The organism is Pseudomonas sp. ChxA, assembly GCF_030263855.1.
Classification (GTDB): domain Bacteria; phylum Pseudomonadota; class Gammaproteobacteria; order Pseudomonadales; family Pseudomonadaceae; genus Aquipseudomonas; species Aquipseudomonas fluorescens_CB.
Map to the genome: position 1 here is coordinate 25,287 of NZ_JARPMK010000005.1, position 24,650 is coordinate 49,936.

26 protein-coding genes are annotated in these 24,650 nt (G+C 51.4%); 9 read left to right on the top strand and 17 right to left on the bottom strand.

Annotated features, from left to right (window positions below; genetic code table 11):
• Window positions 1–947 precede the first annotated feature (947 nt).
• The gene (locus P5706_RS34670; RefSeq protein WP_285685216.1) at window positions 948–1,580 is read left to right on the top strand and encodes a hypothetical protein; all 633 of its coding nucleotides are present in this window, start codon (window positions 948–950) and stop codon (window positions 1,578–1,580) included.
• 300 nt (window positions 1,581–1,880) lie between these two features.
• Window positions 1,881–2,633, top strand: coding sequence for an SIR2 family NAD-dependent protein deacylase (locus P5706_RS34675; protein ID WP_285685218.1), 753 nt, complete (start codon window positions 1,881–1,883; stop codon window positions 2,631–2,633).
• A gap of 471 nt (window positions 2,634–3,104) precedes the next feature.
• Here P5706_RS34675 and P5706_RS34680 read toward each other — a convergent pair whose 3' ends face one another.
• Both P5706_RS34680 and P5706_RS34685 read right to left on the bottom strand, forming a co-directional pair.
• Window positions 3,105–3,749, bottom strand: coding sequence for a hypothetical protein (locus tag P5706_RS34680; protein WP_285685220.1), 645 nt, complete (start codon window positions 3,747–3,749; stop codon window positions 3,105–3,107).
• Between the two features lie 352 nt (window positions 3,750–4,101).
• Window positions 4,102–4,740 (bottom strand): hypothetical protein, encoded by a 639-nt coding sequence (locus P5706_RS34685; protein WP_285685222.1) that lies wholly within the window; start codon window positions 4,738–4,740, stop codon window positions 4,102–4,104.
• A 290-nt stretch (window positions 4,741–5,030) separates the two neighbouring features.
• Between P5706_RS34685 and P5706_RS34690 the strand changes: the two genes are divergently transcribed.
• Entirely contained in the window at window positions 5,031–5,438 is a 408-nt protein-coding gene (locus tag P5706_RS34690; RefSeq protein ID WP_285685224.1) for a hypothetical protein, read from the top strand.
• A gap of 445 nt (window positions 5,439–5,883) precedes the next feature.
• Here the strand turns inward: P5706_RS34690 and P5706_RS34695 are convergent, their stop codons facing one another.
• From P5706_RS34695 to P5706_RS34710, 4 genes are all read right to left on the bottom strand, one after another.
• A complete protein-coding gene (locus P5706_RS34695; RefSeq protein WP_285685226.1) occupies window positions 5,884–6,177 on the bottom strand; it encodes a hypothetical protein in 294 nt (97 codons plus the stop codon).
• 60 nt (window positions 6,178–6,237) lie between these two features.
• A complete protein-coding gene (locus P5706_RS34700) occupies window positions 6,238–6,621 on the bottom strand; it encodes a hypothetical protein (RefSeq protein ID WP_285685228.1) in 384 nt (127 codons plus the stop codon).
• 90 nt (window positions 6,622–6,711) lie between these two features.
• Entirely contained in the window at window positions 6,712–7,155 is a 444-nt protein-coding gene (locus tag P5706_RS34705; RefSeq protein ID WP_285685231.1) for a hypothetical protein, read from the bottom strand.
• Window positions 7,156–7,195: 40 nt separating this feature from the next.
• Window positions 7,196–7,591, bottom strand: a complete 396-nt coding sequence (locus tag P5706_RS34710) for a DUF6957 family protein (protein WP_285685233.1) — start codon at window positions 7,589–7,591, stop codon at window positions 7,196–7,198.
• A 162-nt stretch (window positions 7,592–7,753) separates the two neighbouring features.
• On the opposite strand from P5706_RS34710, the gene P5706_RS34715 reads away from it, so the two are divergent.
• On the top strand, window positions 7,754–8,224 hold the full coding sequence (locus tag P5706_RS34715; RefSeq protein WP_285685235.1) for a helix-turn-helix domain-containing protein: 471 nt from the start codon (window positions 7,754–7,756) through the stop codon (window positions 8,222–8,224).
• 481 nt (window positions 8,225–8,705) lie between these two features.
• On the opposite strand, the gene P5706_RS34720 is transcribed toward P5706_RS34715, so the two are convergent.
• The 9 genes from P5706_RS34720 to P5706_RS34760 all read right to left on the bottom strand — a co-directional run bounded on the left by P5706_RS34720 (window position 8,706) and on the right by P5706_RS34760 (window position 19,534).
• Entirely contained in the window at window positions 8,706–9,110 is a 405-nt protein-coding gene (locus tag P5706_RS34720; protein WP_285685238.1) for a hypothetical protein, read from the bottom strand.
• Between the two features lie 11 nt (window positions 9,111–9,121).
• Entirely contained in the window at window positions 9,122–11,098 is a 1,977-nt protein-coding gene (locus tag P5706_RS34725) for a hypothetical protein (RefSeq protein ID WP_285685239.1), read from the bottom strand.
• Window positions 11,095–13,035, bottom strand: coding sequence for a hypothetical protein (locus P5706_RS34730; protein ID WP_285685242.1), 1,941 nt, complete (start codon window positions 13,033–13,035; stop codon window positions 11,095–11,097). Before P5706_RS34730 ends, P5706_RS34725 begins: the two co-directional genes overlap by 4 nt.
• Window positions 13,025–14,491 (bottom strand): tyrosine-type recombinase/integrase, encoded by a 1,467-nt coding sequence (locus P5706_RS34735; RefSeq protein WP_285685244.1) that lies wholly within the window; start codon window positions 14,489–14,491, stop codon window positions 13,025–13,027. Before P5706_RS34735 ends, P5706_RS34730 begins: the two co-directional genes overlap by 11 nt.
• Complete coding sequence (locus P5706_RS34740; protein ID WP_285685615.1) at window positions 14,440–15,291, bottom strand: DUF808 domain-containing protein; 852 nt, start codon at window positions 15,289–15,291, stop codon at window positions 14,440–14,442. The genes P5706_RS34735 and P5706_RS34740 overlap by 52 nt, the downstream gene beginning before the upstream one ends.
• A gap of 63 nt (window positions 15,292–15,354) precedes the next feature.
• Window positions 15,355–16,431: a hypothetical protein gene (locus P5706_RS34745; protein WP_078465777.1), complete on the bottom strand. Its 1,077-nt coding sequence runs from the start codon at window positions 16,429–16,431 to the stop codon at window positions 15,355–15,357.
• Window positions 16,432–16,579: 148 nt separating this feature from the next.
• Window positions 16,580–17,404 (bottom strand): hypothetical protein, encoded by an 825-nt coding sequence (locus P5706_RS34750; RefSeq protein ID WP_078465778.1) that lies wholly within the window; start codon window positions 17,402–17,404, stop codon window positions 16,580–16,582.
• A gap of 403 nt (window positions 17,405–17,807) precedes the next feature.
• Window positions 17,808–18,836 (bottom strand): phospholipase D family protein, encoded by a 1,029-nt coding sequence (locus tag P5706_RS34755; protein ID WP_078465779.1) that lies wholly within the window; start codon window positions 18,834–18,836, stop codon window positions 17,808–17,810.
• A gap of 23 nt (window positions 18,837–18,859) precedes the next feature.
• The gene (locus P5706_RS34760) at window positions 18,860–19,534 is read right to left on the bottom strand and encodes a hypothetical protein (RefSeq protein ID WP_078465780.1); all 675 of its coding nucleotides are present in this window, start codon (window positions 19,532–19,534) and stop codon (window positions 18,860–18,862) included.
• Window positions 19,535–19,916: 382 nt separating this feature from the next.
• Between P5706_RS34760 and P5706_RS34765 the strand changes: the two genes are divergently transcribed.
• The 5 genes from P5706_RS34765 to P5706_RS34785 all read left to right on the top strand — a co-directional run bounded on the left by P5706_RS34765 (window position 19,917) and on the right by P5706_RS34785 (window position 23,382).
• Complete coding sequence (locus P5706_RS34765; protein ID WP_078465781.1) at window positions 19,917–21,089, top strand: hypothetical protein; 1,173 nt, start codon at window positions 19,917–19,919, stop codon at window positions 21,087–21,089.
• Window positions 21,090–21,131: 42 nt separating this feature from the next.
• Window positions 21,132–22,169 (top strand): hypothetical protein, encoded by a 1,038-nt coding sequence (locus tag P5706_RS34770; RefSeq protein WP_153045947.1) that lies wholly within the window; start codon window positions 21,132–21,134, stop codon window positions 22,167–22,169.
• Window positions 22,170–22,299: 130 nt separating this feature from the next.
• Window positions 22,300–22,641: a hypothetical protein gene (locus P5706_RS34775; protein ID WP_078465783.1), complete on the top strand. Its 342-nt coding sequence runs from the start codon at window positions 22,300–22,302 to the stop codon at window positions 22,639–22,641.
• 90 nt (window positions 22,642–22,731) lie between these two features.
• Window positions 22,732–22,941, top strand: coding sequence for a hypothetical protein (locus P5706_RS34780; RefSeq protein ID WP_078465784.1), 210 nt, complete (start codon window positions 22,732–22,734; stop codon window positions 22,939–22,941).
• Between the two features lie 99 nt (window positions 22,942–23,040).
• Window positions 23,041–23,382 (top strand): hypothetical protein, encoded by a 342-nt coding sequence (locus P5706_RS34785; RefSeq protein WP_078465785.1) that lies wholly within the window; start codon window positions 23,041–23,043, stop codon window positions 23,380–23,382.
• Between the two features lie 55 nt (window positions 23,383–23,437).
• Here P5706_RS34785 and P5706_RS34790 read toward each other — a convergent pair whose 3' ends face one another.
• A complete protein-coding gene (locus P5706_RS34790; RefSeq protein ID WP_153045948.1) occupies window positions 23,438–24,211 on the bottom strand; it encodes a hypothetical protein in 774 nt (257 codons plus the stop codon).
• 134 nt (window positions 24,212–24,345) lie between these two features.
• Window positions 24,346–24,501 (bottom strand): hypothetical protein, encoded by a 156-nt coding sequence (locus tag P5706_RS34795; protein ID WP_155007503.1) that lies wholly within the window; start codon window positions 24,499–24,501, stop codon window positions 24,346–24,348.
• Window positions 24,502–24,650: the final 149 nt, after the last annotated feature.

Consider the following 24,650-nt stretch of genomic DNA (forward strand, 5'->3'; position numbering starts at 1 on the left):
AGGATGGCGAAGACAACTACTACGGCGGAGCCATTGAGGACTGTGGATGTACGGCACACCAAAGTAATCAAGATGACGATGATGACTAACGCTTGATGCTCATAGGCATGACCGCAAGCGGAGCGCGGCGGCCCTGCGGGCCAAAGGCCTGAGGATGGAAGCCCGCAGGGTCAAAACCTGGCGAAGCCAGGGTTTGGTTTACGACAGCCGCACCCCGATGGGGGGCTGGCCCAAAGCGGGAATACTCCAGATCGCCGTCGACCTATGGGGCAGGAAAACCGCCAACCATCTCGCGAATCAAGCTCTGTATCATTTCCGAGTTTGGGCCTAGTCATCAGTGCTACTGTTTGTCGGCAATCCGACTGCGTATGCCAATGACATGTTTGCTGAGTGGTGCCCCATCCTCTCGCTGATTTTGCGCATCAAGTCAGCATAATCATCAGTGGTCTTGCGTACGCTATGAGGTGTGAGCGGGCCCGCATCAATATTCGCTTTGCGAGCCCACAAGACACAGATCTTTCTCAGCGCATCAGACGATAGTGGACGCACAGAGGCATTAGCAGCACAGAAAAGATACTCTCCGTCCGACAAATTCGAGGTCTTGATGTACTGCTCGAACACCGACCTATGCCTATCGGGATAGCATCCAGTATTGCACCGCTCCGCGACCTGCTGGATCGATTGGAAACCGAGCTGCTCGACCTGCAACATTCAGGTGTACTCAAAGACCTCGAAATTGATTTGGAAACGGTTACAAAAGCGCCGAGGGCGATAGCTCGAACACAGCCGAGAAGGACGGCTGCCAGCCCATCTCTGCAGACAGAATTGCACTTCAGCGACTGAAGTAACGATGGAGCTGACGCCGATTACTACAGCGCCACCAGACGGCTCGGCTGGTAACTTGCTATTCGCAGTGCCGATCAAAAAAACGTACTCAAGGGATCAAGATGAGCCGAGGCAAAGAATTCTTCCAGGGAATGACGAAGACGCAACTGAAAGAGATGATCCAGAGAGAGATCGCAGAGGTCGATTTCGGACAAGAGTTTGAGTCTTTCATCATTGCCGACCTAATACATCAGAAGCACTACCACTGTGCAGCGCAAGATCTGCGCCCTACTCGCTTCCGAAAGCTTCACCGCCCAAGAGCAGTTTACGATTTCCAAGGCTACTTTCCGGGTCATGGCTGGCACGGAGTCTCATGGACGCAGTGCATCAACCCTCGTGACGAAATGGCTTGGTTGGATCGCGCACTCCGAGATGCAGCGCACCCTATAGTTTCGAGATACAGAGCAGCGCATCTAATGTGCGAACGCTGCGGAGAAGAACCATCAACTGAAGTCGACCATGTGTCTCCAGAGTTTAACGTAATGATCACACAGATCATTCAGGCGCTCAGCGCGTCTCAGGTTGAGGAGATATTTTCCCGATTTGACTGGCTGGAAAAAGAGCCTTTCTCGTTACCGCCAGGCCATTCTGCTTTGCAGCTCCTCAATGACGCACATCAAGCTGCAACTCTCCAGGCAGTGTGCCAGCCGTGCCATGTGCGCAACGGTAATGAACGCCGGCGTTGTGCGACTTAGATACTCGCTATGAAGCGGAGAAAATACCTCTCGGGATAATCCTCAGCCCCTGAAATTGCCCGCAAACAAGCTCTTTTAGAAAGGCTCTACAGGCTATAATCGTACATTGATCTGCTACGAATCTGAGACCCTGCGCAGGCCATCGGCCGTAGGCGTGAGGATGGAAGCCACCGGGCCGAGACACGTCGTGGCTCGGTTTACGACAGCCGTCCGTAGAGCGGCACGTCCAATGTCCAGACAACGTATGACGCCCTCGCAAAAAAAACGGGCCTCGGGAAAAATAATTTGAGGAAAGCAACGATGCCCATTACCACAATTGCAAAGCACCTTCGGGTGGCCAAACATGTCGTGGTTTTTACAGGCGCCGGCGCATCAGCGGAAAGTGGTATTCCGACCTTCAGAGATGCCCTAACTGGCCTTTGGGAAAACTTCGATGCATCGAAGCTCGCGACAGCCGAAGCATTTCGCGCAGACCCCGGTTTGTGCTGGGGCTGGTACGAATGGCGCAAACGCAAAGTCATCCAGGCGCAACCTAACGGGGCACACTATGCGATCGCACAGCTCGCCAACCACGTGCCCAAATTGACGGTCATCACTCAGAACGTGGACGACCTCCACGAGCGAGCAGGAAGTGCCGCAGTGGCTCATCTCCATGGAAGTCTGCATTCGCCCCGATGCATCGACTGCAGCGCCGCATACGAGGCGCTATTGCCATCTGCACCACTACCAGACGCCGGGATTTGCATCGAGCCACCGCGATGCGCGAGGTGTAACGGGTATGTGAGACCAGGTGTTGTCTGGTTTGGCGAAATGCTTCCAGACGACGCTTGGGCTACTGGATTGGCGGCCGCAAAAGACTGCGATATGTTCATCTCGATAGGTACATCTGGGATCGTTTATCCTGCCGCAGAATTGCCATTCGCCGCTTTAGCGAATGGTGCGAAGATCGTACACATCAACCCAGCACGCTTTGCGATTAGCAGTAAGGAGTTTTTCGTAGAGGGCACCGCAGCGCTCAGCATGACGTCCTTGGTTGAAAGGGCATTTCTCTAAACAGTACGAAGCGTAAGCGTCGCATCTACCAGAGTGAAACGAGAGCGCGAGCAGTAGTCGTTGAGGCAAGTCATCTCCCCATGGGTATTGCCTTTAATCAGTAGGCTCACATGCATGGCAGCAAAAAAACCGCCACACCCTTTACGAGCAAGCGAAATTGAACGTTTCGAACGAATCTTGCGAACTGGCTGAAACTGGACGCTGCGGATGCGATGTACCACCGATTCCAAGGGATACTGGAAAGCCAAATCACGACTCTACAAATCTGTGAAGTAATCACCCGCCAAGGAGCGGTGAATTTGCTGATGCCCATGGGTGAAGCGAGGCGAGAAAAGGATGCAGCCGCCGACGTCGACACACCCGGTGGCTTGAGATTGGTTTGAGACGTCGGAGGCCACACGCCCATCCCGTACCGTCTCAGCCATGCGTGACCCGAGCTTGGTAAACCACCCTTGCTCGTCGCTCGGGCCGTCAGTGCATCCGTACTCTAGAGAGATTCACCGCCGCTCCGCTGGAACTTGAGGCCAGCCCGCCCCGCCTTGGAAAACTTGACCCAGCCAAAACAACGGATAGCGTCCGCCGCCTCAAGATTCTCATCGTCGGGATCAGCACGATCATCCACTCCATGGACTGTGCCAAAACCAGATACTTCCCAAGTATCAGAAGCACCCCAAAGCGGCTCGCTGAACGATCTCCCTCCTCCAGCTCGACCGAAAATGGCTCAGTTCCTGCCGCAGCGATTACACCCTCATCCGAAAGAATGACATCCCGAAGCTCGTGTTGAACGTAATCATCGAGAAATTCGGGCAGATCTGAAAACACACCATCGCGACAGTTGGCGATAGCATCGATGACATCCTGAACAATGAAGGCCTGCAATACCTCGAGCTCAGCCAGCCGAGATACACCGCCTTGATAATCGAGGACGATAACCTCAGCATCAGCCAGATGATGTTTCAGATCCTCACTACGCTCTTCAACCACAAACGCGGCGTAGGTTTTGTAGCCGAGAAACGCAGCGACGACCTCCAGCGCGATACCGTGCTGGACTTTGATGCCTTTCGCAGCGAGGGATGTTTTGGCTGCAAATGCAGCTGTCTTGACGAAGTCTGTCATCTGAAAATTCCGGAATGTGTCGCTGTGCTGGGCGTTTTGTCGTTAGCGAATAACCGGGAAATCCGGATGCCGATAGCAGAATATTGAGGCGGGAAGGACGTTCTCTTTTTCAAGCCGACCAGAGCTTCGGCGGAGAGCCGAGGACGATCGTATCGGAGGGGGTGATGCCGGACAAGACCTTAAATGAACGATGAAAACCAGATTCTAAGACTGCTCGTCGCCCAAGGCGCGCACGTCTCCTGTGGATGCTGTGTTACTCGGTCGCTGACTGGCGCTTGGCGGTGGCAAGAGTCCCCGCCAAGCCCACCACAAGGCCCGCGTTATCTCGATCAACCAATCCGCCCGGGTCGTATTAAGGGGCGTACTGAGCAATCGTCCGTTTGACGCGGGCATCGGCCAGCCGATAGATATTCAACAGTTCAGCGTCAAAGGCCTGTTCTATCTCTTCCAGGGTTGGAGAGTCACCCACTCGGTCAAACGTGCGTCTTAGGCGGGACTTCACCTTCTCGTACACTCTGCTAAGCACCTGGTCGCTCTCCAGATACCTTCTCAAGCTAGAGAGCTTGTAGGGATCAGTAAATCTAGCTGCCGCATCCTGAACCATCAGGTCGTATTGCGACGTATCTACCGAAAACGCGGGGGCAGTGTAGAAATGGTAGGCACACGCCTTCCTGATGCGCTCATCGTGCTCATAGCTTTGTTGCTGCTGCTCTTCATGCTCGCGGTCAGCCTCCTCCTCTACTGCTTCATTAGCGCTAATCATGCTCTCGACTTGCATCTCGGCTTTCGACGCGAACGCAAGCAGATCGAGATCGTCTTCTTGGTAGGCTATCTGCTTCAGGAACGTCGCTATCCCCAGCACCTTGTACTCCAAGAAAAAGTCGTAATCCGAATAGGGGTCGAAATCCGAATGACGGTCACGTCCCTTATCCTGCTGTGCTTCGAGCCGGCCCACCCACGACTGCAAATGGGCTTTGAGTGTAGCTTTCATCAATGTCCTCTTTAACTCTGAAAATCAAACCTGTTAGCAGGGTTATATCGACACCATCCCCATCACTTCTGCCCTTGGTACAATAACTAAGAGGTCTCGGCGCTTGTGAGGGCCTCCCTACCCTGCGCGTATCTGGCGCTTCACATTGCGGGGATCACTGGCGCCGCTTTAAATCGATCAGCGCAGAAATGTCTCAAAGATATTTCGCCCCCTGCCGTTAACACACTTGGACGCGGAGGCTCTAGCCCGTGCATTTTGCTTGACTTATCGATTATGTTGGAGACAAAAAGTTGAAGAATTTCACGGCGCGAAGCATCAAATCAAAAAGCAAATTCGAAATGTGGGGGGAGCGTAATTGGGGCTGGATCGTAGCAGTTCTGTGTGCGGCGTTGGCTGGAGGGCTGGTAGTTTCCCTTCGGTTTAGCATCAGTAACACTGCCCTAGCTGTGTCCCTTGCATCGGCCGTGATAGCGATAATCGCGGGTGCCGCTGGCATGAGGCTCAAAAACAAGGCCCTGGGTTTCGTCACCTTGGCGGGAATAATAATTACGGCGGGGGTTTTCATGTGGGGCGTGAAAGACGCAGCACGACCTAACGAGCACACGATTAGCATCACTGGTGTAGAGATGGGATTTGTCATTGATCACAAGGATTGTGATTTCTCAGACCCGACCAAGCTGGTGTGCAAGGTTCGATAAGCGTGAAATGTGCCGCCCCTGTCTCTGCTGCAGGGACAGGGTCTACCTTCTCGTGCAATCCGAAATGGCAAGTCAGCCTCCGTCAGAAGCCAGCAGCTCCCCTTTGCTGCGGGCTAGGGCCAAATGGCGGCATGGTCACTACGGGGACAAAACAAGGGCGCGTCAGCAGAGCACCTAAGCCTGCACTCGGCATCAAGTGACGCCCTTGCTCTCGGCTGCCATATCTAAGGAAGATCAAGAGCCGATATGGCTAGCTACACCCTCATGTCTCGGGCAAGCGGAGCGCGCAGGCCGCTCGGCCGTAGACGTGAGGATGGAAGCCCGCTAGGGCCAAGCCACGCAGGGGCTTGGTATATGACAGCCGTCCCCGAAGGGGCACGCCAAGAACTCTCAGCAAGCGATTCAACGCTCAGAGTCGCATTCATTTGTAGCGATCGAGGACTTATCAGCAACGCACAATCAAAAGTCGTTCTTCTCCTCCCGTCAGTTCAACTTCACCTAATGACCCCAAGTGAATTCTCCGACAAGGTAGCTCGACAAGGAGACCTTGCTCAACAAGCACCCGAGGAACCTCCCAAAGCACTCCAGTGACTTCCCAAGTTTCAGTAACAGCAGATACGGTCTTGGCAACGAATGCGCTAAGGTCGAAATCCTGAGTGGCTACAAACGGCCCTTCCCGGCTGTACGACTCAAAAATTCCGGAAGCAATGGAAACAACCTCGCCTTTCTTCAGGAGCATCACCCCACCTCGATCAGGACTTATGACAAGCCGTAGAACCGTCAAAGCCTCGCAGAACCATCACTGCAAAATGGGAGGGGTCGGATGGTACTGCCCCTGAGCAATACGCAAGAAATAACGCAAGCTAGCGCGCCCGTTCTCGCGCTGGAAAGTTGCCAAGACATAACGGCTATTCTCCGTCGTCATCACCCAGAAGCGCCCTTCGCGCTCGACTTTCAACACATCAGAAGTCCTGATCAGATGACCATCACCAAACCGACCATATTGGTCTTTACGCTTGTGGCCGAAGACCACACCGATGCCTGCACGTGCCTTAATTGAAACTCCACACAGATAGGCCGTTACCGGTAAATCGAAGCCTTGGGCCTCAGCCTTAATAATTCGTGTGAGATCGAAATCAGTATGGCGTTTCCCATGAAAATTGACGTCTAACGTGTCGAGCATGATTGCGCTCCTGTTGTGGTTCGTAGGGCATTATCAAGAATTGCGCACGCAACCAGACGCGCTGGTATCGTGCAGAAATCTTGGTAATTTTCAGACTGATCGAATCATGCTTGAGAGGAAGATTGGGCGAAGGTCTGTCAGCGAGTCAATTTGAAAGCCTGGGCGGTGCGAGCTGTGATAGACAGCGCCTCCCTCGACCTCAATCAGGCAAACCTCAAAATCACTGTCGTTGCCGATAGTTACTTTTGTTACGCGCTCCATATCCCATCCGACCCTTCTGTTCATCCATGCCGGAGTCATAACTTGGACGTCGACTAGCTCTTGTTCATCGCTCTGGGTCACGAGCATGTTCTGCAACCTGTGCTCTCCCTCAATCATGTGAGTAAGTTCAGTGCTTCGCCCCTGCTCGCTCACGCGGACAGTGAGGTGGTACCAGTGAGTTCTGAGAATCCGTGACACGCTATGCCAATGCGCAAGGCCTTCACCAAAGATCCCCGGCGCGCCGATTAGATCTGAGTCTTGTGTTCTGAACATGGGATGTCCTTTGCTTTGCAGAGCTCATATAGAACGGAAATTAGAAGAAGGAAAAAATGGTCTTGAGACTCGCAGTTTGCTCATGCCCCGACCCCATCAAAACGTAAATCGTATTCTTGGTCTCAAACATGACGCCGTCGTCGAAAGCGGTACACATGCTAGAACGCACCCAATCGCCTGGATGAAATCTCGCCTTGGAGTCTTTTACTACCTTGTGGGCAAACAGGAAGAGCGGAACGTGGTTGGCAGCATGAACACGGACGAGCTCATCTTGAGTTAGATCGGCGCGGAAAATCGTCCATTCCTCCACTAGGCAATAGGCCTTGGGTGGTACACGCAGATCTAGCGTTGCAATGATCTCTTCTACCGAGGCTATTGAGCCTGGTAACGGCTCACTGCCACCCAAGAAAAGGTCACTCTGAACTGGGCCGGACAAGGCTCACGCTCCGTCAAAGTTATGCATAAATTGACAGCGCGAACGCCGTCTTCATCCTGAGATATGCCGCAAAACCAGCAAAATCAACACATGAATCACTATATATATTTGTATGTTGATTGGCAAACGCGGCATACCGTCTCTTTTTGAAGAGACGCCAAGATGTCACTGCGCCGCCCTTACGCAGCCGTGCTCCAGCTGCTACGTAGATCCAAAGGGTTGCACCAGCACGCGATCGCCGGCGAGGTTGCTCAGTCGTTCATCAGCAAGCTTGAAGCCTCGAAAACCACAGCCACTGTGGACTCTACGAAAGCCTTGGCTGACGCCCTACACGTGAATGCTGCAACCTTCTTCGGTTTGGTCATCGCAGCCAGTCAACATCAGACTCCTCGCGAGGTGATGCTCTCAGCCATTGCTGAAATGGAGGCACTGGGGTTGGCGGATATCGTTCTTCCTGCAGAACCTCAGAAGCTCGAATCGCCATCGGTGGCTGAAGCCCGGGACAGGAGGGATAAGGTTCAGCGATTGAAAGCACAGGGCTATAGTCGCGCTGAAGCTGCGCGCGAACTCGGATACGCCTGGACGACTATCAATAGGCTTTGGTCAACGGATCGGAAATCAGAAGATTTATAATGGAAAAGTTTTAACAGCCTCATTTTTGACAATACGGAGCATTGCTCTAATTTAGGACTACGCACTCGAATGAGTTTTCGGACGCCGGCTGACTGAGGAATTCTCTCACTACCTGGTCAGCGTTTATATGGAGCCGGGCAACTAAACAACCATGCGCGAGCGCCAGAACACATACCACACCAAAATAATGATCGAGGGTGGCAACCAGATGAGCATCGCGTATCTGCTCGCTGGAGCATTCGATCATATTAGCTAGGCAGCCACGGCATCAAAGCTACCGCCTGGACGCCCATTGGGCATGGGCACTGACGTAAAGATAAGCACTGCCAAAAGGCTTCGGGCATAGGGTATACCCGTAATGAAACTGCCAGAGATTTAGGACTATCAGAGGCAACAATGCATAGGTATCTCAAGAGAATTATTTAGATTAAAAGAGAATCTATTCGATCCGACACTACTCCTGCACGCTACTAATATTACCTCACCGAAGCTTAGGAAAATTTAACACATTGGTTTTCTTCTCTAGCTCATCAACTTTCTTCTTCAGCACAAACACCTCGTACACAAGGGAAATATTCTTCTGGAGTGCAACATTATAATCTTTCTCCAGCGCTTTGTACTCCTTCTGGAGGCCCTTGTCTGTCGAATTAACATGCTCTAGAGTAGTCGAACTTATGGAATCAGCAACCTTCAGCTGCTGCCTTTCAGCGGCTTCATCAATCGCTCTGCAGAGGTCTGGATAGCGCTTCTTCTTTATAGAACCTCGCTTTCGGCCAGCCTCAAGTGCAACCGTATCGTTATTTATTGCACATCCAACAGGAACAATTTCGGGGCACCCATTTATCATCCGATCTAAAGCAGTGAGATAATCGTTAACTGCACTCATAGTATCTCCTCTTAAACCCCGTCAACTTTGGTTAAGCGTTGCGTGATCGCATCAACCTCATTAGAAAGCTGTTTATAAAACGGACTTTCCGGCGCGAACATAGACATACTTCGCTCAAGATTACGAAGTCCATGCTTAATTTTTACAACACTGGCGCCATCAAGGATTGAGTAATTACAGTCAGTACACACTAATACATTCATAAAACCAATCTTCTCACATGGCTCAGGATTCACGCACCCACCCAAAGGCCCCTCTTTATAAACCATATCTCCACTTTTAAACTTTTTAAGAGTCACTTCTCTATCAGTCGCAATGATCAATGGGCGACCCCGATCTCGTGAAACCTGTATTCTATTCCCCTCCCCACCCCATAGACGTCCAGAAGAGTTGATGACGTTTTGGTTGTACTTAACGTACCCAAACATTCGTTGCTCTGCCGCAATTTCACTTACAAAAAGCTTCTGATCATCAGAAACTATAAAGTTTTGCGCAAAAGCGCTATCAGCACGATAGTACGACGTCATAACTTCCGTAAGGTGTTTATACTGAATTGATAAGACGCCCAGAGAGACCAAGCCAGAACGAGCGGAATAAACAGCAAGTGATCTACGGCATTGGTGTGTACATAGAGGCCACTGCGCACCAACCTTCAGATTAGATTTACCTCTCCAATCTCGAAATCCGTCGAACTCATCAAGTTCAGCTAAATCCTCCTCAACTATATTAAGTCCATCAATACGTTTCAGCGCCCTGTAGGTAAAGCGAACTAATGGAGTCGCCATGATAGGAGCAGTCGCATAATGCACGCACTGAGTATTTTCCTTACGCTGGGATATAACGGGAAATAACGGAAAAGCTGACGGTTCTGAATCATCCCACCCGTTCCTTATCACGGCAATCTTAGCAAGAGACTGCGCAGCCGTAACTCCTTTCTCGACAATCGGAGCACTGACCCAAAACGTGGGAGTCTGATTTTGCCCTTCAATTTTTGAGGTATACCCTCGGAGCACTATAAATTCCTCACCATTGACCTCAATCTTCTGAAGCGTATTGAATGGCAAGCATCGAGCCTCATTGCACCGCATACCGCTAAATAAATGAATCCAAGTCTTAGAATAATAACGAATAAAATTCAAATGAGAATAAAGATCTACCATATTCACAATAGAATATTTTGAAAAGTAGTCATGTAAACCGACTGCTTCCAACGCTGCACTCCATACAACCGCCCTGCCATTATTCCGATACTTGGAGACCTGGCAGCCAAACATAGGATTATGTTTTCTCTGTTCAAAGAATTTACATAGAGAGCCAGATACTCCATTAAACTCATCGAGCGCGCAATCAAGACCAGCTATCAAGGATGCGTAGCGTCTTGTAGGAATCAGCATTGTCTGCTCAACCGCCAGACCATACTGATAACCAAAAATTTGCCTGAGCTCTTGAATACAATCCTTGGGAGAGTAAGGAAAACGCGCTTCAGGGTGCATTAAACTTAAATCGTATAGCTCGCTAAGAAGCTCGATCACTGCCACAACAGAACTTTTACTCTTCGCAGACAACGCGTCGCCAAGTAGTTTTACATTATCTAATGAGCCTAGAAGCTGTCGGAGCGTGAGATTATTATCCATCGCCAAGTTAGCCAGCAACCTCAGCGGGGTCAGCATAATAGAGCCTACCTTACGCGGCTTTGAGTACAAATTCATCCTAGCAATTTGCACCTGCTTCATCTCATCTACAACTATACCAAATAACTCACTACCTATATCAGAGCGCCAATTGACAAAATTGTAAATCGTTTTACCTGCCGCACAATATACCTTCACATCCCAAACTTTATCACCATATCTTGAGACAACAGCCCCGCTAAGGCTCCGAGATACAACAAACTCATTACCAACAATAGAATGCCTAATTTCGTGGTACACATCGGGCAAAGAGATAGCTTTCACCCCTGCCAACTGGAGTCCTTCTATAATGCTCATGACACCACGCCTATTGATACCAAGGTATCAAAATGAATCCCCCAAAAACAATCAAGATCTCCATGACCAATTCCCTTGGAGACATTTTCAATCAGTTCTACCATAGTAGGATTTTTACCCACGATTGCCTCAAGGACTTCTTCGACCCGATGTAACATTGGAACAAAACGATTATTAAAACTTTCTGAGGATCGCCGGGCCCTGGTTTCGTTAATAATAAACTTCAAGGACAACAACCTACGAATATCATGCTCATCAGCATGCACTCCATAATGAGCACAAAACAGGCACGTTTCAGGGTCTTTGCAAGATGGCAATGGGGCGAGCGGAGTAAAACCATCAGCCAAGCCAGGAGCGTTATCATCACTATTTACGCATTGGCCCGCCGGTACCGAATGTGAAGAAACCGTGTCATCGATTAACTGTACTGGAATGTTCGCTTGACTACGGGTTCGTATAAGCGCGGACTGATGTAGAGCATTAAAGAAAGAGTTAAGCTGGTCTGCAGAATCTTCGAAGCTAGGCCGGCCGTAATGCGCTCGGACTACCCCTTCGGTGTTTCCTAGCTTTTCTGCTACAAGGTGAGTGTCTCCTCCGCTCAACCTTAAATATTCAGAGCTAACATTCTGACGCCATTCTTTGGGAGTTACCCAGCTCAAATTTGGAAGCGAATGCGAAAAGAACTTTTTCAAACTGTTGATATTGATATGTTGAATATTTACCAATTCAGCTTTCTTGCTGAACACCGGAAATACCAAATCCGTTTCTTGTTGCTGAACCATGAACTGACGAATAGATAGGATTTTTTTATAAATCGGGGCAAACTCAACCCCAAACTCCGGATATACTTCCTTACCGTCAGCTCGGCCTTTCGTACCAGAAAAACGTCGTCCTTGCGTCGAGGGTACTACCTGCTCAGTCGTAAGTTTTAAGTCTCGACAGACACTCAAATTCTGACCCGAAGCCGATACGAAACATATTAATGCTGCAACCATTGCCTTGTTGGCCAGAGCCCTTGCTGCTGGGCAACCAATGTCAGACCTAAAGTTTTTAAAGGATGCCCTCGCATTCCAATAGGCGTTGCGCTCACGCACTGACTCATCAACTGTATTCAAACGTAGGAGAACTGATCGGCGCGAGGGAAATTCTGAAAGCTCATTCAAAATATCATAAATAGTCCCAGACACCTCTGATGACAACCCGGCTTGACTCGAGGAGTAATAGTAATAATCTTTGTCCTTTTCTGAAACTAGCTTTACCGGCAGCGCGCCAGCTAAAACAATGATACGATAAACTTCATCAATAAAATTAACAAGTGCAGCAAACGTAACCGTTTTGTCATCGGACGAAGTACCGATGAAAAAATCGCCCCTACTTAGTTTACGCCGACCGATAAAGGCTGCTAACCGCCTCAACTGAACATCATCTAAATCAAATGCAACACTGAGGGTTAGCCGAGCCCCACGCTGATAACCCCTTGCAGTTTCCTGACTGAGAGGTGCTCCGGCAATGCCGCTTACGTGCATTTCTCGCAGCAGATCGGATGTGTAGTTTTGATAAGCAGCTTTTAGCAATGTACAATCGTGAATCTGACTAACATCATATTTAGAATCCATCCAATTCATAAAGCGCCGAACATCACGGAAGTTCCCTTCTACAGTATTGGGATTACCTTTTCGAAAGCGCTCTATCAGTTTCCTTACAAAATCACGACGCCGCACATCGAAAGATGCCGGATCAACTTTAACTCCGCCGCATCTCTGCGATCTTGAATCTCGCGACGTGTAACAGAAAGCGCCGACATCCCAGCGATACGTGTGCGCGCTGTATAATCCAATCTTGGACGTCAACACAACAGATTCCGGTTGCAAGGCTTCCGCATTGTAATCACCAACGTCCAATTGCGTGATCGCACGGGCCTGAAACTCAGAGATCACTAGGAACCGCCGCAATCACTGATACTGCTGAAGTATTCACATATTTAAAAAGCCGAGACTCATATTTTCCTTGCACGGAGGCACGCCACTTAAGTCGCGATTTATAATTCAAATACTGCAATGTCGTCTTTTTATCACTATGGCCAAGGCGCTGCTGCACATACTCTAGGACTTCAGTAGTGCGCCCCTCCCCCCTAGCATCCAACTCAGACTCAAGCAAGTTGATACCAAAAGATGCTCGCAAATCATGAAATGTAAATTTTTGAAAATCGGCATGCTCAAGATATATTTTTGGAAGCAGAATTTCAGTTATGAACTGCCGTATGGCTGCACCATCTTGAAGGGGAGCGAGATCTGCATTATGCCCACCCCCACCTGAGCCGTATCGCTGTGCTTCCCGGCGATCGAGAAGTTCAGTCTTGCTAGTATAGTACGGGTTGCCGTTCTTACTGAGAAACAGATAATTATCACCTGCATCCCTGTAAAATGAACGGGACTGCCTTTTTAGGGAATCTTCGCACTTGCTATATATTTTTAAATCATTCACTAGCCATCCAGGCACGAGCAATACCATTCTTTTACCGTTTTTAGTATCGACTCCAGTGCCCATACCGATTTTCAAACGCAGCATCCCGTCTTTATCCAGCGGCCCACTCAAGCTACTAATCCGCAATGTGCAAACGGTTTGAATTCGCGCGCCTGTAAAAAGTGCAAAGTAAAACATCAACTGATATTCACGCGACGAGCTAAGCAAAAACCTTAGAACAATTTCCTGATCTTCTACATCTAGAGGACGAAGTTTACCTCCATCAGAAATACGATCCGGCTCAGACGACACCCGACTTTTTATTGCGAGGTTATGTGACTGCACCTTTACTGCGGACGCGATTCCATAGTTATTCAGTGTCGATATATACTTGTAGACATCTTTAAAAGGCTCAACACCTAAAAAGCTTTCATCAACCAATCTACAGCGCATGATTTCACGGTAAAATTTTACTACAGCGTTTATTCTTGCCGTGCCTGTTCCTAAACCAATTTCCCCCAAGACGGCTCGATCTATTAGGCGCTGCCGATAGCGATATGTAATTTTTAGCCGATCATTCACTGGAAAATAAAAAATATCTAAGCCTTCACTTTCGGAAAACCTTAGATAATCGAGGAGATGGTCTGCAATCCCTCTATAGGTGCGGGACTCGTAGTTAATCTCAGCTTGTAGCTTATGAACTAGATATAGATTACCTATATCCCAAGGCTCGCCGTTCCCTTGGATGATCACTGGGAAATTTCGATAAGAAAGGGGATCTGCAGCGAACTCTTGTAAAGGAGGAGCCAGGTGTGTGTTGACGTGACCTGTAAAGTGGACTCGCTGGAAACGGAACTCGGGCAACAAGATCCGCCGAGCTAAAGAATCATACCTCGCACAGGGCTGTTTTTTTGAGGTTTTATCCGCCACCAGAGCCATCCTTTATGTCCACATGTCCATAGACTATTACATATGGACTCCAGAGTCCATATGCGTACATGTAGATTGCCGACAAGCCACATCGCAATTGTCCCCACGACAGCCAATACACGCATCAGCACGGGTGCAAACCACAGAAGAAACCGACCTGACGCATTGCCAATGGTACGCGTGCTCGTTACCAATCGCAGTCCAACATCGTCCATACGAACGATGCCCGCAACAAACCCGTATACCGCGAATGTGATGATTAGAGAAACGACCACCAGCGTGAGGAACTGCTCAAGCAGTGGTTCACTTGCAACGGTAGCCAGCGCCAGCACTAGAATCTCGCCGCTCAGCACAAGGTCGGTTATCACCGCCCCCCGGATTTTCTTTCGCTCAAACTCAACCATGTCGACCTTCGGCTCGGCGATCGCCTTTACGCGTTCGGCCCGCTCTTGGTCAACTTCAGGATGAAGGAAGCGATGAAGGACTTTCTCAACCCCCTCGAAGCAAAGGTAAGCACCGCCAACCATGAGCAAAGGAGTAATTGCCCACGGTGCAAAGGCACTGATCAACATCGCGATTGGGATCAAGGCTGCCTTATTGAGTAGTGACCCTTTGGCGACAGCCAGTACAACCGGGATCTCGCGCTCGGCTCGCACCCCGGTAACCTGCTGAGCATTCAGCGCCAGGTCATCACCAAGCACGCCTGCCGTTTTCGTTGTTGCGATTTTACTTTGGGCCGCCACGTCGTCTAGCAACGTCGCGATATCATCAAGCAAGGCCAAGCCAGATCCAAATGCCACGGTAATTCCAAGTTTTAGAAGTGTTCCATGCAAGGTAACTGCATGATTCAAAATGGCCAGGACTCAGCGAAATGCCTGGATTGCCAAGCCTGCAGCGCCTAGAAAAATACAACCGGCTACAAGTGCCCAGGCCAAAATTCGAGTTTGTCTCCCAAGCTCGATGATGAAATGCGGCGAAGACGGGTAAGTAGCAGATCGAATCTCACTGGCTGTGGCTCTTGCGGGTTCTGAAAGCAGCTGAAGGTAAGCCGCTTTGGCCTCATCCATCTCCCCCGTGACTCTGAACAGATCTGCTTCCGCATCTTCAAGCCCCGATACAAGCTGAGCCTCACGCTCTGCAGCTTGCAGCAGATCGGAGTTCCTTCTTTCTGAAAGCGCCCCTAATTCAGTCCTGGACGCCTCCAGATTATCGGCAGCCGATGCAAGCTCATTTTTAATCGCTTCTACCTGAACGCTGAGAGCCTCACTAGCTTTCTCGGCGCTACTGCAGCGATTGATCGAATTGGCGGCGATGTCAATCAATTGGCCTGGATTCAGAAACTTCACCTTCTCCCAGTTCCAATGGGGTTTCAGCTCAGCGACCTTGCGCGCGCCAATTACCCTTACACCCGCAGCACTGGAAAGGTAAAAACCAGCGTTCCCGAAAACATTATCTATCCGCCGCTCATTCTCCGCTCTAAGGGCCGCGGGCAGGGCATCAAGCGTGATCTGCGGCAATTCTGTAGTTACAACCTTGTAAGAGCCGTGAGCAGTACCGCCAGATAGAATGCGAAGCAACTGGCCGACAATGTACGACCCGATGCCAAGCCCAGGATGACGAACGATCAAGCCATCTTGAGGGCCGAACTGAACTAATCCATTTTTGTGGTCCACAATGAACCAAGCAACGTCGTGAGTAGGGGAGAAGGCATTCGAAAGTTCCGAGTTCTCGCCGGCGAACCGAAATGAAACCCGGCCGAACAAGGCCCCCGCGAACTCTCCACCGTGATGAACAAAGTTGACCACCTGAGTAACGCCGAGGCGGGTGGAGCCGTCAGGAAGGGTGATCAGACATGCTCGATCAGACGTAGGAAGGGGAGATTTATCCAGTTTTCGAGCTAGAGTAAGTAATGCGCTATCCTGATGTATCAGCTGAGCCATAAACTGGTTTCCAAATCTGAACGGACGCGGCCGGTAGAATGTTTATTCTATCAGGCGCCCACTCCTAAATTTCCGCACATGTGCTTTGGCGGAAAAGCGTTTAATTTCAACAAGTTAACCTCATGTCAGGGCTAATGACCGGGCTTAATTATGAGTAGGCGTATTCAAACGGCGGAATACTCATCGCTTTACGTCGATAAAAGACGCACCAAAAATCAATTTTCAGCAACTCAGCTACTTTGCTATCTGCTGCCGTACCAAGAAGGGAGTCTTCTTCCTCCGACCAAATCCTTTTTTCCCCGTTAAGCTTCCCATCGGTTGATTGAGCAGGGGGCAGGTACGCCGAATCTAGCTGGTTTAAATCGCTCCAATGATCAGACTTCGGCAACTTACAAGGCCTGAAGCGTGCGATGGAGCGGGCATCGCGAGCTCGTTTTATGGTGGTCGCCGCCACCGAATAACGACGGACAAGCACAGAGTCCGGTACCAATCCTAACTGCTGAACAAGCTCTTCTGGCAGGTTGCGACCCTTGGTGTAGGAATCTAAGCCACGAATACCACGTTCTTGTTTAACCTCCTGCAAGGATCGACCGTATTGGCTTGCAAGCTCTACGTCGGGGACCTTACCAAGCAGCGCGAGGGCTTCGTCTGGAAAAGCCACATATTCAGGGCTATCCGGCTTTTTAAGCACTCTGTACCTGGGTATTGATCGATTTTGACGGGCCCGGAAAAGCACAGGCCCTGGAACACCATACTCCTCAGTCAGTTGGGCATCGGGAACCTTGCCCAATTGCTGCACCAGGCCGTCAGGGAGATCGTAACCGCGGGTGAGCGGTTCTATGCATTTCGCTAAGCGTGCTTGCTTGATGAAATAAGGACTCAATCCGGAAAGCTTGGCGAGTTCTCTGTCGGAAACCTGGCCAAGCTTGCCGGCGATTTCAGGCGCGAGTGCACGATGGCGATTCGGGGGCATGGGTACCGATCTGGTCTGTATTCACGACAAGATTAACGCGCTTATTCAGGATGTCACGCCATAAACCACACATGAAATCCGGATGAGTGACAGGTAGGAAGCGGGCAAACCATGCTATACGTAAGAAGGAGGTTTCCATACCTGCTTTTCACATTAATGGATCTCATGCTCCCGCTGAGGGAGCAAGAAAACTGATCTAATGATAGGAAGCGAATAATCGCAAGAATGAGGAACAAAGCCTTAGAAATCAGTTAGTTGTAAATTACCGCCTTTGGGAGTTGGCGGAAATTCGATGGTAGGCTTTTGGGTCGTCAACCTACTCCAGCCTCCGCCAATACCTCACTCTACTCGAATTGTAGATGATGCTGCTCAGAAGGCCTAATCTGCAAACGAGGTCAATCATTCACCGCTCAATTATCTCTGCAATGTGACTGAGGTGAATACGCCGCATACCTTCGTCCAATATCTCTGACTCGTCCCACACAGTTTGCATGTACGGCTTCAACTCCCTGGCCAAAGCCCGGCATTCCATTTTGTTCAAGCTGTGGCCGATCAGCGTCGACGTCGGTCTCGCCAAATCTAACCAGCCAGGCTGACCACCTTCTGAGTACGTAAACTCCAGCTGAGTCGCCGTCATAACGCACGGACCGTCGACGACTACATTGGCTTTCTCCTGATTCCAGAGCATGGCCAAGTATTCGACCTTGCCAGTTGTGTTCAGGTCCTCAGGCCAGCATTCAAATGACCAGCGCTCGGTGCCTTTACCAGGAATTGCCCCCAACGCCTTAGACTCGGCGGCAGCGTGTCGCGCAGTAGCTGCCTTGGCGTCATCCGAGGGGCCGCTCACATACAGCAAACCGTACGCATCCCTGTCGATCAGATCCGCCGGCGTGAATTTCGAGAAGCTAAAGGGTCCAGTGGAGCTGCAGTCCGGCCGCGTACCTCGATGCCGCTTATAAGCCACAATTGCTTTCGCGACGTCATCCCGCGTTATCACGCGAACACTAGCGGTGTTCCATAGCTGGTCGAACCAGGCTCGGGCACTTTCTACCTCTTCGATGGCTACTGTATGTACACCTGCCTCAATCCATCGGCCAGTTTCATCGCCATCAAGACCAAGGCCGTTAGCGGAGATATTGGCCGAGCCAATGATCGCCTGTGACCGGCCTACCAAAACCTTTGCATGTAGCACATCGCATTGGCGGATCTGGATGTTGGAATTCAACTCAGCTCGCTTAAGAAAGCGTGCAATGACCCAGGGGTTCGTCCCGCCGCTTAGCAGGTTGCAGATGATGCGGATAGGTTTCGTCTCATCAGGATGCACTTTCATCTCAGCACCCTTCCCCCAAAACGCCACAGCAACGTCCAGCGAAGACTCTTCAGCGACCATCCGCATCAAAGCGGCGCTGTATTGATCTGGTCCCAGGAACATGGGGCAATCCTTACTCCTAGTGATCAGTGAAGGCGTACGGGTGCATGCTCATTGAAAAACGCTGCGCCAGGATCGACCGCAACCATCGAAGCAAGCGCTATGACTACCCGTTCTGATATGTGTTTTCTGAGGCTCGTCTCGATTTGAGGGACTGTGAACGTACGCTTCGTTACGAAGCCGAGCTCCCATGCATCTGCGGCTACCAGTGAGCTGTTCATCATAGAAACGGCGAATGACATGTCTGACTTATCACCCGAGGTGGTCGCGTTGTCGACTGTCTCCTCAAGCGTACGGATTAGTGCGAAGACAACCACTCCAATCCACTTGACATCGTAGGGATTCTTTATCAATTCATCACGGACGCGCGCCAGCACCGTTTGCGCATGTGATGAGCTGCACATCTCGTCTGCCTTCATGCCGGCCGGATTGACCCTGGGGTCATCATTCGAAAGGGCCTTATGGGCATCAGCAGCGCATCGCTGGATGAAATCTGCGAAAACAGGAAGCCGGACAAATGAAGATGCGATCTTACCCGACCAATCGTCAGCGGGCGGCTCAGTCTGTGATGGAGCCCCAACTTCACCTAACGTGATCTTTGGCATCGGGCGGAAAAGCTGCGGGTGAAAAATCAGCCCAGCAGCTTGTGCCAGTGCAGCCCCAACCTGGGCTTCAGTGAATACGGGGGACTTAATGCTCATAGCCAACCTCGAACAGTCTTCAGCATGCTCACCGGAGCATTGCCAAAGTGTTAAACGAATAGTCGGCTCATCATAACGACTGGGCTCACGATCGCACAGAATTCAGAAACGCTGCGCCTAGCCCTGTTGAGTAGAACGAACTTCCACACGAGCATTCAAGTCGGTTTGACTGTAGGCCGGCCCCATTTGAAGCCTAATCAAAAAAAGCTTTCACTCTACCCCTCCTCCTTGAACATCGACTATATTGGCCGCGCCGCCAGGCATACTTGTGCGCGAGTAGAAACCGGCTTTGCACCACCAAATTCTCGTTCAACCCTCTCGCTCGTCGACAGGTCTTAAACGCGCACCCCACACTCCGTCGGCGAGCTTTGAGGATTGACTCATGCTGCTCAAAGAACTTGTATTCTCCCTGCGCCAGAACCTTGCTGAACAGACAGGCGAAAAACCTTCGGTTGGCCACACGTACGAACTGCTTTCAGCGCTGTTGGGGTATGACTCGTTTGCAAGCCTGAATAGCCAGGCATTCATCGTCTCGCTCAGCGGGTGCGATGGCAACGCAGTCGAGAACGTTCGGCTCCTTCTGGCTGGGCTTCTAGATCTTAGGCGGGCCACAGAACGGCATGTCGCACTCCAGGCTGCAGGCTCTCCACGCCTCACTGCGTTGGTGGTGGAGTCTTTTGCACAGCGCCATGAGCTGGCAGCGATTCCCCTCGCAGGGGTGCTTGGCCTATACGATGATCAGGTTTCAATCGACCATGCCACCGAGTTCGCCCTCGAGGAGCTGCACGGCTGCCTCCTTGATATGGAGCCACCTCAACTGCGGCTTTCCTTGGGGATGCTTGAGGATTTCAGCTGCAAGAACCCGTCCGCGCATTACGCCCTTTTCCGGATCTACGAGCGGCTGGTCAAGCATCATGACTCAGGGTCGGTCTACTGGCTGCTCCAGATGCGCTTAGGCCGACAACTATCAGGTTCTGAGAAACAACTTGCCGTCGAAGCTCTCTTCGAAGAGGGTTTGATAGAGCGTGCCGAATTTCATCTATCGAAGGCATCCGCATCTGGCCATCCTGAAGCTATCTTTTTTGAGCTCGACGAATTGCAAAAGCGGATTGCTGTAACCGCGGAGGACTTCGCAGTCCTAGATTCGCATGCAGGGGTGCCGGGACTCGCCGGGCGGGTTGCAACCCTCGCTGAGGCTGCAGGTTTGACTTTGTTGGCGATGTCATGGTCCCAGGTAGCCGCACGCAATGGTGACACTGAAGCGTTACACCGGTTGGTGAGCGCTGACAGAGATGCTCCGACCGTTGAAACCTGGACGTGGATTCATCTGAGCCGTCTACTCGGAAGAGATGTCACGGTCGGGACGCTGCGGGCATACCACGCCGGTGGCCAATACGCAGGAGAAGAGTTTGATGATGACCAGGGCGGCGACTTCTACGTGGATGGTGACGAAGGGCTGGATATTGCTCCGATGAGCGCAGAACTTGACCGGGATGCTCAGGCCGCGGCCGCCATTATTTATGAGCGCATTCAGAATGGACACTCCAAGACGTAGCGGGCTCACCCATCTCCGCCGCGGCATGGTAGACGGTAATCAGTGGATTCCCTACTGCCCGCCGCGCTGATGCTGTTGCGGGCGAGGCTTTCAAATATCTGCGCCGGCCTGAACACTGTTTGCATTACCAGTAGTGGTAGAATGCCAGTTCAGTCAACGGAGGTACGCGATTTGGAGCAATCGATAATTGTCCTGGACAGCTTTGAAGATCTCGCCAAGCGCCCGAACTTCACGCAATCGCTAGCGTTCCGCCCCAAAAGCGATCGCGGCTTCGACGCTGTTGTCATGCCCTACCACTTTCTCGATTCGATCCCCTGCGGCATCGAGTCCTGCCATACCCCGCATCGTCGAGGCTACCTCATCACCACTACGGATGGACTTGAGACTGGCATTGGAGGCCATTGCGGTCGCAAGCATTTCGGGATCAGCTTCACCCTAGAGCGCCAGCGGATCGACAAAGCCCTATCTCGGCAGCGCCGAATTGATTCCATCATGCGCGCACGTGAAGACATCCCTTCGCTGATCCTGGCAGCGAGCAGCCTCAAGCAAGCCCATACCGAGCTCTCAGAGCTGAAGCGCCGTTTCATGGGGGCCGTAGGCACTCCGTTCTATACCCAGCTCAAACAGCGAGCTGATAGAGGCCAGGATCGGATCATCCGTGATGAACCCATGACCGCAGATGAGGCTGCTGCCTACTGGGAGACGACCAACAAGAAGTCCAGAAAGGACTTGCCGACGAAAGAGGTGTTGGTCACCACCCTCTCGGGACTAACGTTCCTCGCCGCCAACTTCAAAGACATGCTGGTGACGAACCTAGTTCTGCCGCTTGAGCAATTCGCCACACAATCCATAGATGACATTGAACGCATGTCACCGCGCGTGCTGCAAAGCACTGCGAAATGGGTCGGACGTGTCCCGCAGGACCTGATCAAAGCCCAGGAAGTGGTTGACGCCGGCCGCGCCTTCTTCACAGTTGAAAATATGCTCAAGCTCGTTAACCTGAATGCCGATATGCAAGCGCTCGGCCCTCTAATTCAGGAACTGAAAAGCAAGCCGGCCTCGCCTGCCACTCGTATGTAGCCGCGTCGATGTTTATCACCAAAAGGGGGTTGCTGTGCCCAGCCGGTGATAGATGCATATGCCCAGCAATACTCCCAGCCCCGCCATAATGCGGGGCCATTTTTTCACATAGTTCAAGAAGAGAATCCAAATGAAATCTGCACTATTCATCGCATTGCTCATGGCGTCCATGTGCGCGTCGGCTAAGAGCGCCGAATCAGGTACATCAGAGGCTGCCGGGGCATTAGCAAAGGATTATATGGCAACTCGGTTCATTCTCGTGGGAACGCCTAAGATTGATGGCGACCACGCGTTGGTAACTGCCAAGATGCTTGGGCAGGAATGCCAACTCAATATGGTCCGCATCGGGAAGGAATCCGGCAATGAGCATGGATGGCAGATATTTGGTCAGGTGTGTGGCCCTATACCTGGTACCGACTCCGGCAAGTGGATCACTGATGAACAGGGCAAACCACAATATGTCCAGCCATAGGACTGGGTTCGCCTCTACAAGAAGTGACCCGGTAGAAACCCGGCACCGGCAAGAGCCGCGCTGGGATGCAAATCCTCAAGGATCTCTGTAATGAGTGCCACCCCCAACGTTAAGGCTGTTTGGTCGCTTACCCTCCTCGTTAGCTGCCCTGCGTGCAAGCAGGAGTTTGATGTGTTGGAAACTCACGACATTGCTGCTGAAGGTATTCAGACTTGCGAGCACGACACAGAGGCCAGCCGGGATATCGAACTGTCCTGCCCCGAGTGTGAGCACGAGTTTCAAGCAGACCTGGCCTACTGATCCAATCGAATAAAGCGGCGCTCTGCAACACTCAAATCCAGGCCAGTCGGAGCTGTGCACATAGAGACGCGACCACGCGCTCAACATACGGGGAGTCAAATGACCACAAATATCGTAACCATGAAATCCGCAACCGGTGAGGAAGCTAAGATCGATCTGGCGAATAACGGACGCATTGGCAAGGGCAAGGGCTTTCTTCCGGAATTGGCGTATCTGTCGGATCTGTTGCAGTCGGGGGCCGTTGTTGCCCTTGATGATCTTCAGGTCGAGCAGCTCGACCAGGTACTCACAACCCTTCCGGAAAAAGCTGGTGTCGCGGAACTGGTAGAGGCGTTGGCTGGGTATGAGCAGTTGGCCCAGCTTCGTGCAGCACTGCAGGAGACTCACGACCAGGGTCGCTATGCGACGGTTTTTGATCAGGCTGCCGCCCCCTTCGCCTAACCCAACGCATGTCGCTCCCACTTTTCTCTTCTGCCGGCAGTTGGAACCTATCCCGCTACTCCATTGGGGGATTCAAACGGGGCTGGGCCATGGACTGGCCACCCCAGGCCCTCAGTGATTCCGCACGTTTGAGGAAAGTTCGAAGCTCTCCCTTGGAAACACTGGGAGTTCCTTTGAGGATCCGATTGAGAAGCCCGAAAGCTTCGGTGTCACGCTGTTGCGCATGGTGAAGGCTGGACTCCAGCTCGATTTCCACTTTTTCGGCCGTTTCAGTGAGATCATTTATTTCTTGCCGCAGTCGCTTGACGACAACTCGTTGGTTTGCAAGTTGATTCAGCGCTGCATTCAGTTTGATCCCGCCCTTGCACCAGCTGACAAACGCCAGCTCAACCTCGGGATAGACGAATCTGGCATCAGAGCCTTCACCGACCCGATCAAGCACCAGATAGCCGTTCCACTCCGCGATGAATGCAGACAGCAGATCTTTGGTGAAGTCACGAGTACGAGTTGCCGCCTCAAGCTCCTGAATTGCTCTCGTGAGCACTTCCTTGTTGACTTGAGGTGTGTTGGTCCAGCTGCAGGCCTTTAATGCTTCAGCCGTGTTTGAAGTTAAGTGCTGGCCGGGATTGCAATGAATGCAATGCGCTGTCCACGGAGAGTGCTTGCCCCCACAGCACAGGCAGCCGTACTCCACCGGGACGTCTATGGTCTCGAGCAGAAGTTGTTGGATATCAAAAGCCAATTCCTCACAGCCTTTGGCGAGGAGTTCAGTAGCCGCGCGCTCAAGGACCTCTCTTGCTCTCGCATCATTGATGCGGTCATTGGACATTAACTCCTCCCTCACGAATCTACGCTCCTGAAGCTATGCCTACAGCCATTCGATACCTGAACCTGCTGGCCGCCCTCAATGCATATCAAACACTAAGCAGGGAGCAAGCTTCCGCGGTGCGAAAGGCCACAGTTTCAGCACATGACGTTACGGCCATCGACATGACAAGGACAGCTGCACACTCGCAGCTTTTCAATGACTGAGTCGTCCCAGTCGCCTACGGTCAAATTCTCGACAATTTTCTCGAGGCGTTCCTGATCAACCTCATCTTCGTTGGGTTTGAATTTCATGCGTTCTGCGCCGCAGCAACCAAGCATTGGTAATCGCCTCATCAAGGGTCGGGAGGTCTGGACCTCGGATTGGGATATCTACCCTACTGCGGCTCTAAACGGGGCACAACTCAAAACCTGACTGTGAAAGCCCGGGGCACCGTCGTAGC

Bases quoted from the DNA above. Each gene is read 5' to 3' on its own strand.
- P5706_RS34670 (WP_285685216.1), top strand. From the start codon at position 948: ATGAGCCGAGGCAAAGAATTCTTCCAGGGAATGACGAAGACGCAACTG.
- P5706_RS34675 (WP_285685218.1), top strand. From the start codon at position 1,881: ATGCCCATTACCACAATTGCAAAGCACCTTCGGGTGGCCAAACATGTC.
- P5706_RS34680 (WP_285685220.1), bottom strand. From the start codon at position 3,749: ATGACAGACTTCGTCAAGACAGCTGCATTTGCAGCCAAAACATCCCTC.
- P5706_RS34685 (WP_285685222.1), bottom strand. From the start codon at position 4,740: ATGAAAGCTACACTCAAAGCCCATTTGCAGTCGTGGGTGGGCCGGCTC.
- P5706_RS34695 (WP_285685226.1), bottom strand. From the start codon at position 6,177: ATGCTCCTGAAGAAAGGCGAGGTTGTTTCCATTGCTTCCGGAATTTTT.
- P5706_RS34700 (WP_285685228.1), bottom strand. From the start codon at position 6,621: ATGCTCGACACGTTAGACGTCAATTTTCATGGGAAACGCCATACTGAT.
- P5706_RS34705 (WP_285685231.1), bottom strand. From the start codon at position 7,155: ATGTTCAGAACACAAGACTCAGATCTAATCGGCGCGCCGGGGATCTTT.
- P5706_RS34715 (WP_285685235.1), top strand. From the start codon at position 7,754: ATGTCACTGCGCCGCCCTTACGCAGCCGTGCTCCAGCTGCTACGTAGA.
- P5706_RS34720 (WP_285685238.1), bottom strand. From the start codon at position 9,110: ATGAGTGCAGTTAACGATTATCTCACTGCTTTAGATCGGATGATAAAT.
- P5706_RS34725 (WP_285685239.1), bottom strand. From the start codon at position 11,098: ATGAGCATTATAGAAGGACTCCAGTTGGCAGGGGTGAAAGCTATCTCT.
- P5706_RS34745 (WP_078465777.1), bottom strand. From the start codon at position 16,431: ATGGCTCAGCTGATACATCAGGATAGCGCATTACTTACTCTAGCTCGA.
- P5706_RS34750 (WP_078465778.1), bottom strand. From the start codon at position 17,404: ATGCCCCCGAATCGCCATCGTGCACTCGCGCCTGAAATCGCCGGCAAG.
- P5706_RS34755 (WP_078465779.1), bottom strand. From the start codon at position 18,836: ATGTTCCTGGGACCAGATCAATACAGCGCCGCTTTGATGCGGATGGTC.
- P5706_RS34760 (WP_078465780.1), bottom strand. From the start codon at position 19,534: ATGAGCATTAAGTCCCCCGTATTCACTGAAGCCCAGGTTGGGGCTGCA.
- P5706_RS34765 (WP_078465781.1), top strand. From the start codon at position 19,917: ATGCTGCTCAAAGAACTTGTATTCTCCCTGCGCCAGAACCTTGCTGAA.
- P5706_RS34775 (WP_078465783.1), top strand. From the start codon at position 22,300: ATGAAATCTGCACTATTCATCGCATTGCTCATGGCGTCCATGTGCGCG.
- P5706_RS34780 (WP_078465784.1), top strand. From the start codon at position 22,732: ATGAGTGCCACCCCCAACGTTAAGGCTGTTTGGTCGCTTACCCTCCTC.
- P5706_RS34785 (WP_078465785.1), top strand. From the start codon at position 23,041: ATGACCACAAATATCGTAACCATGAAATCCGCAACCGGTGAGGAAGCT.
- P5706_RS34790 (WP_153045948.1), bottom strand. From the start codon at position 24,211: ATGTCCAATGACCGCATCAATGATGCGAGAGCAAGAGAGGTCCTTGAG.
- P5706_RS34795 (WP_155007503.1), bottom strand. From the start codon at position 24,501: ATGAAATTCAAACCCAACGAAGATGAGGTTGATCAGGAACGCCTCGAG.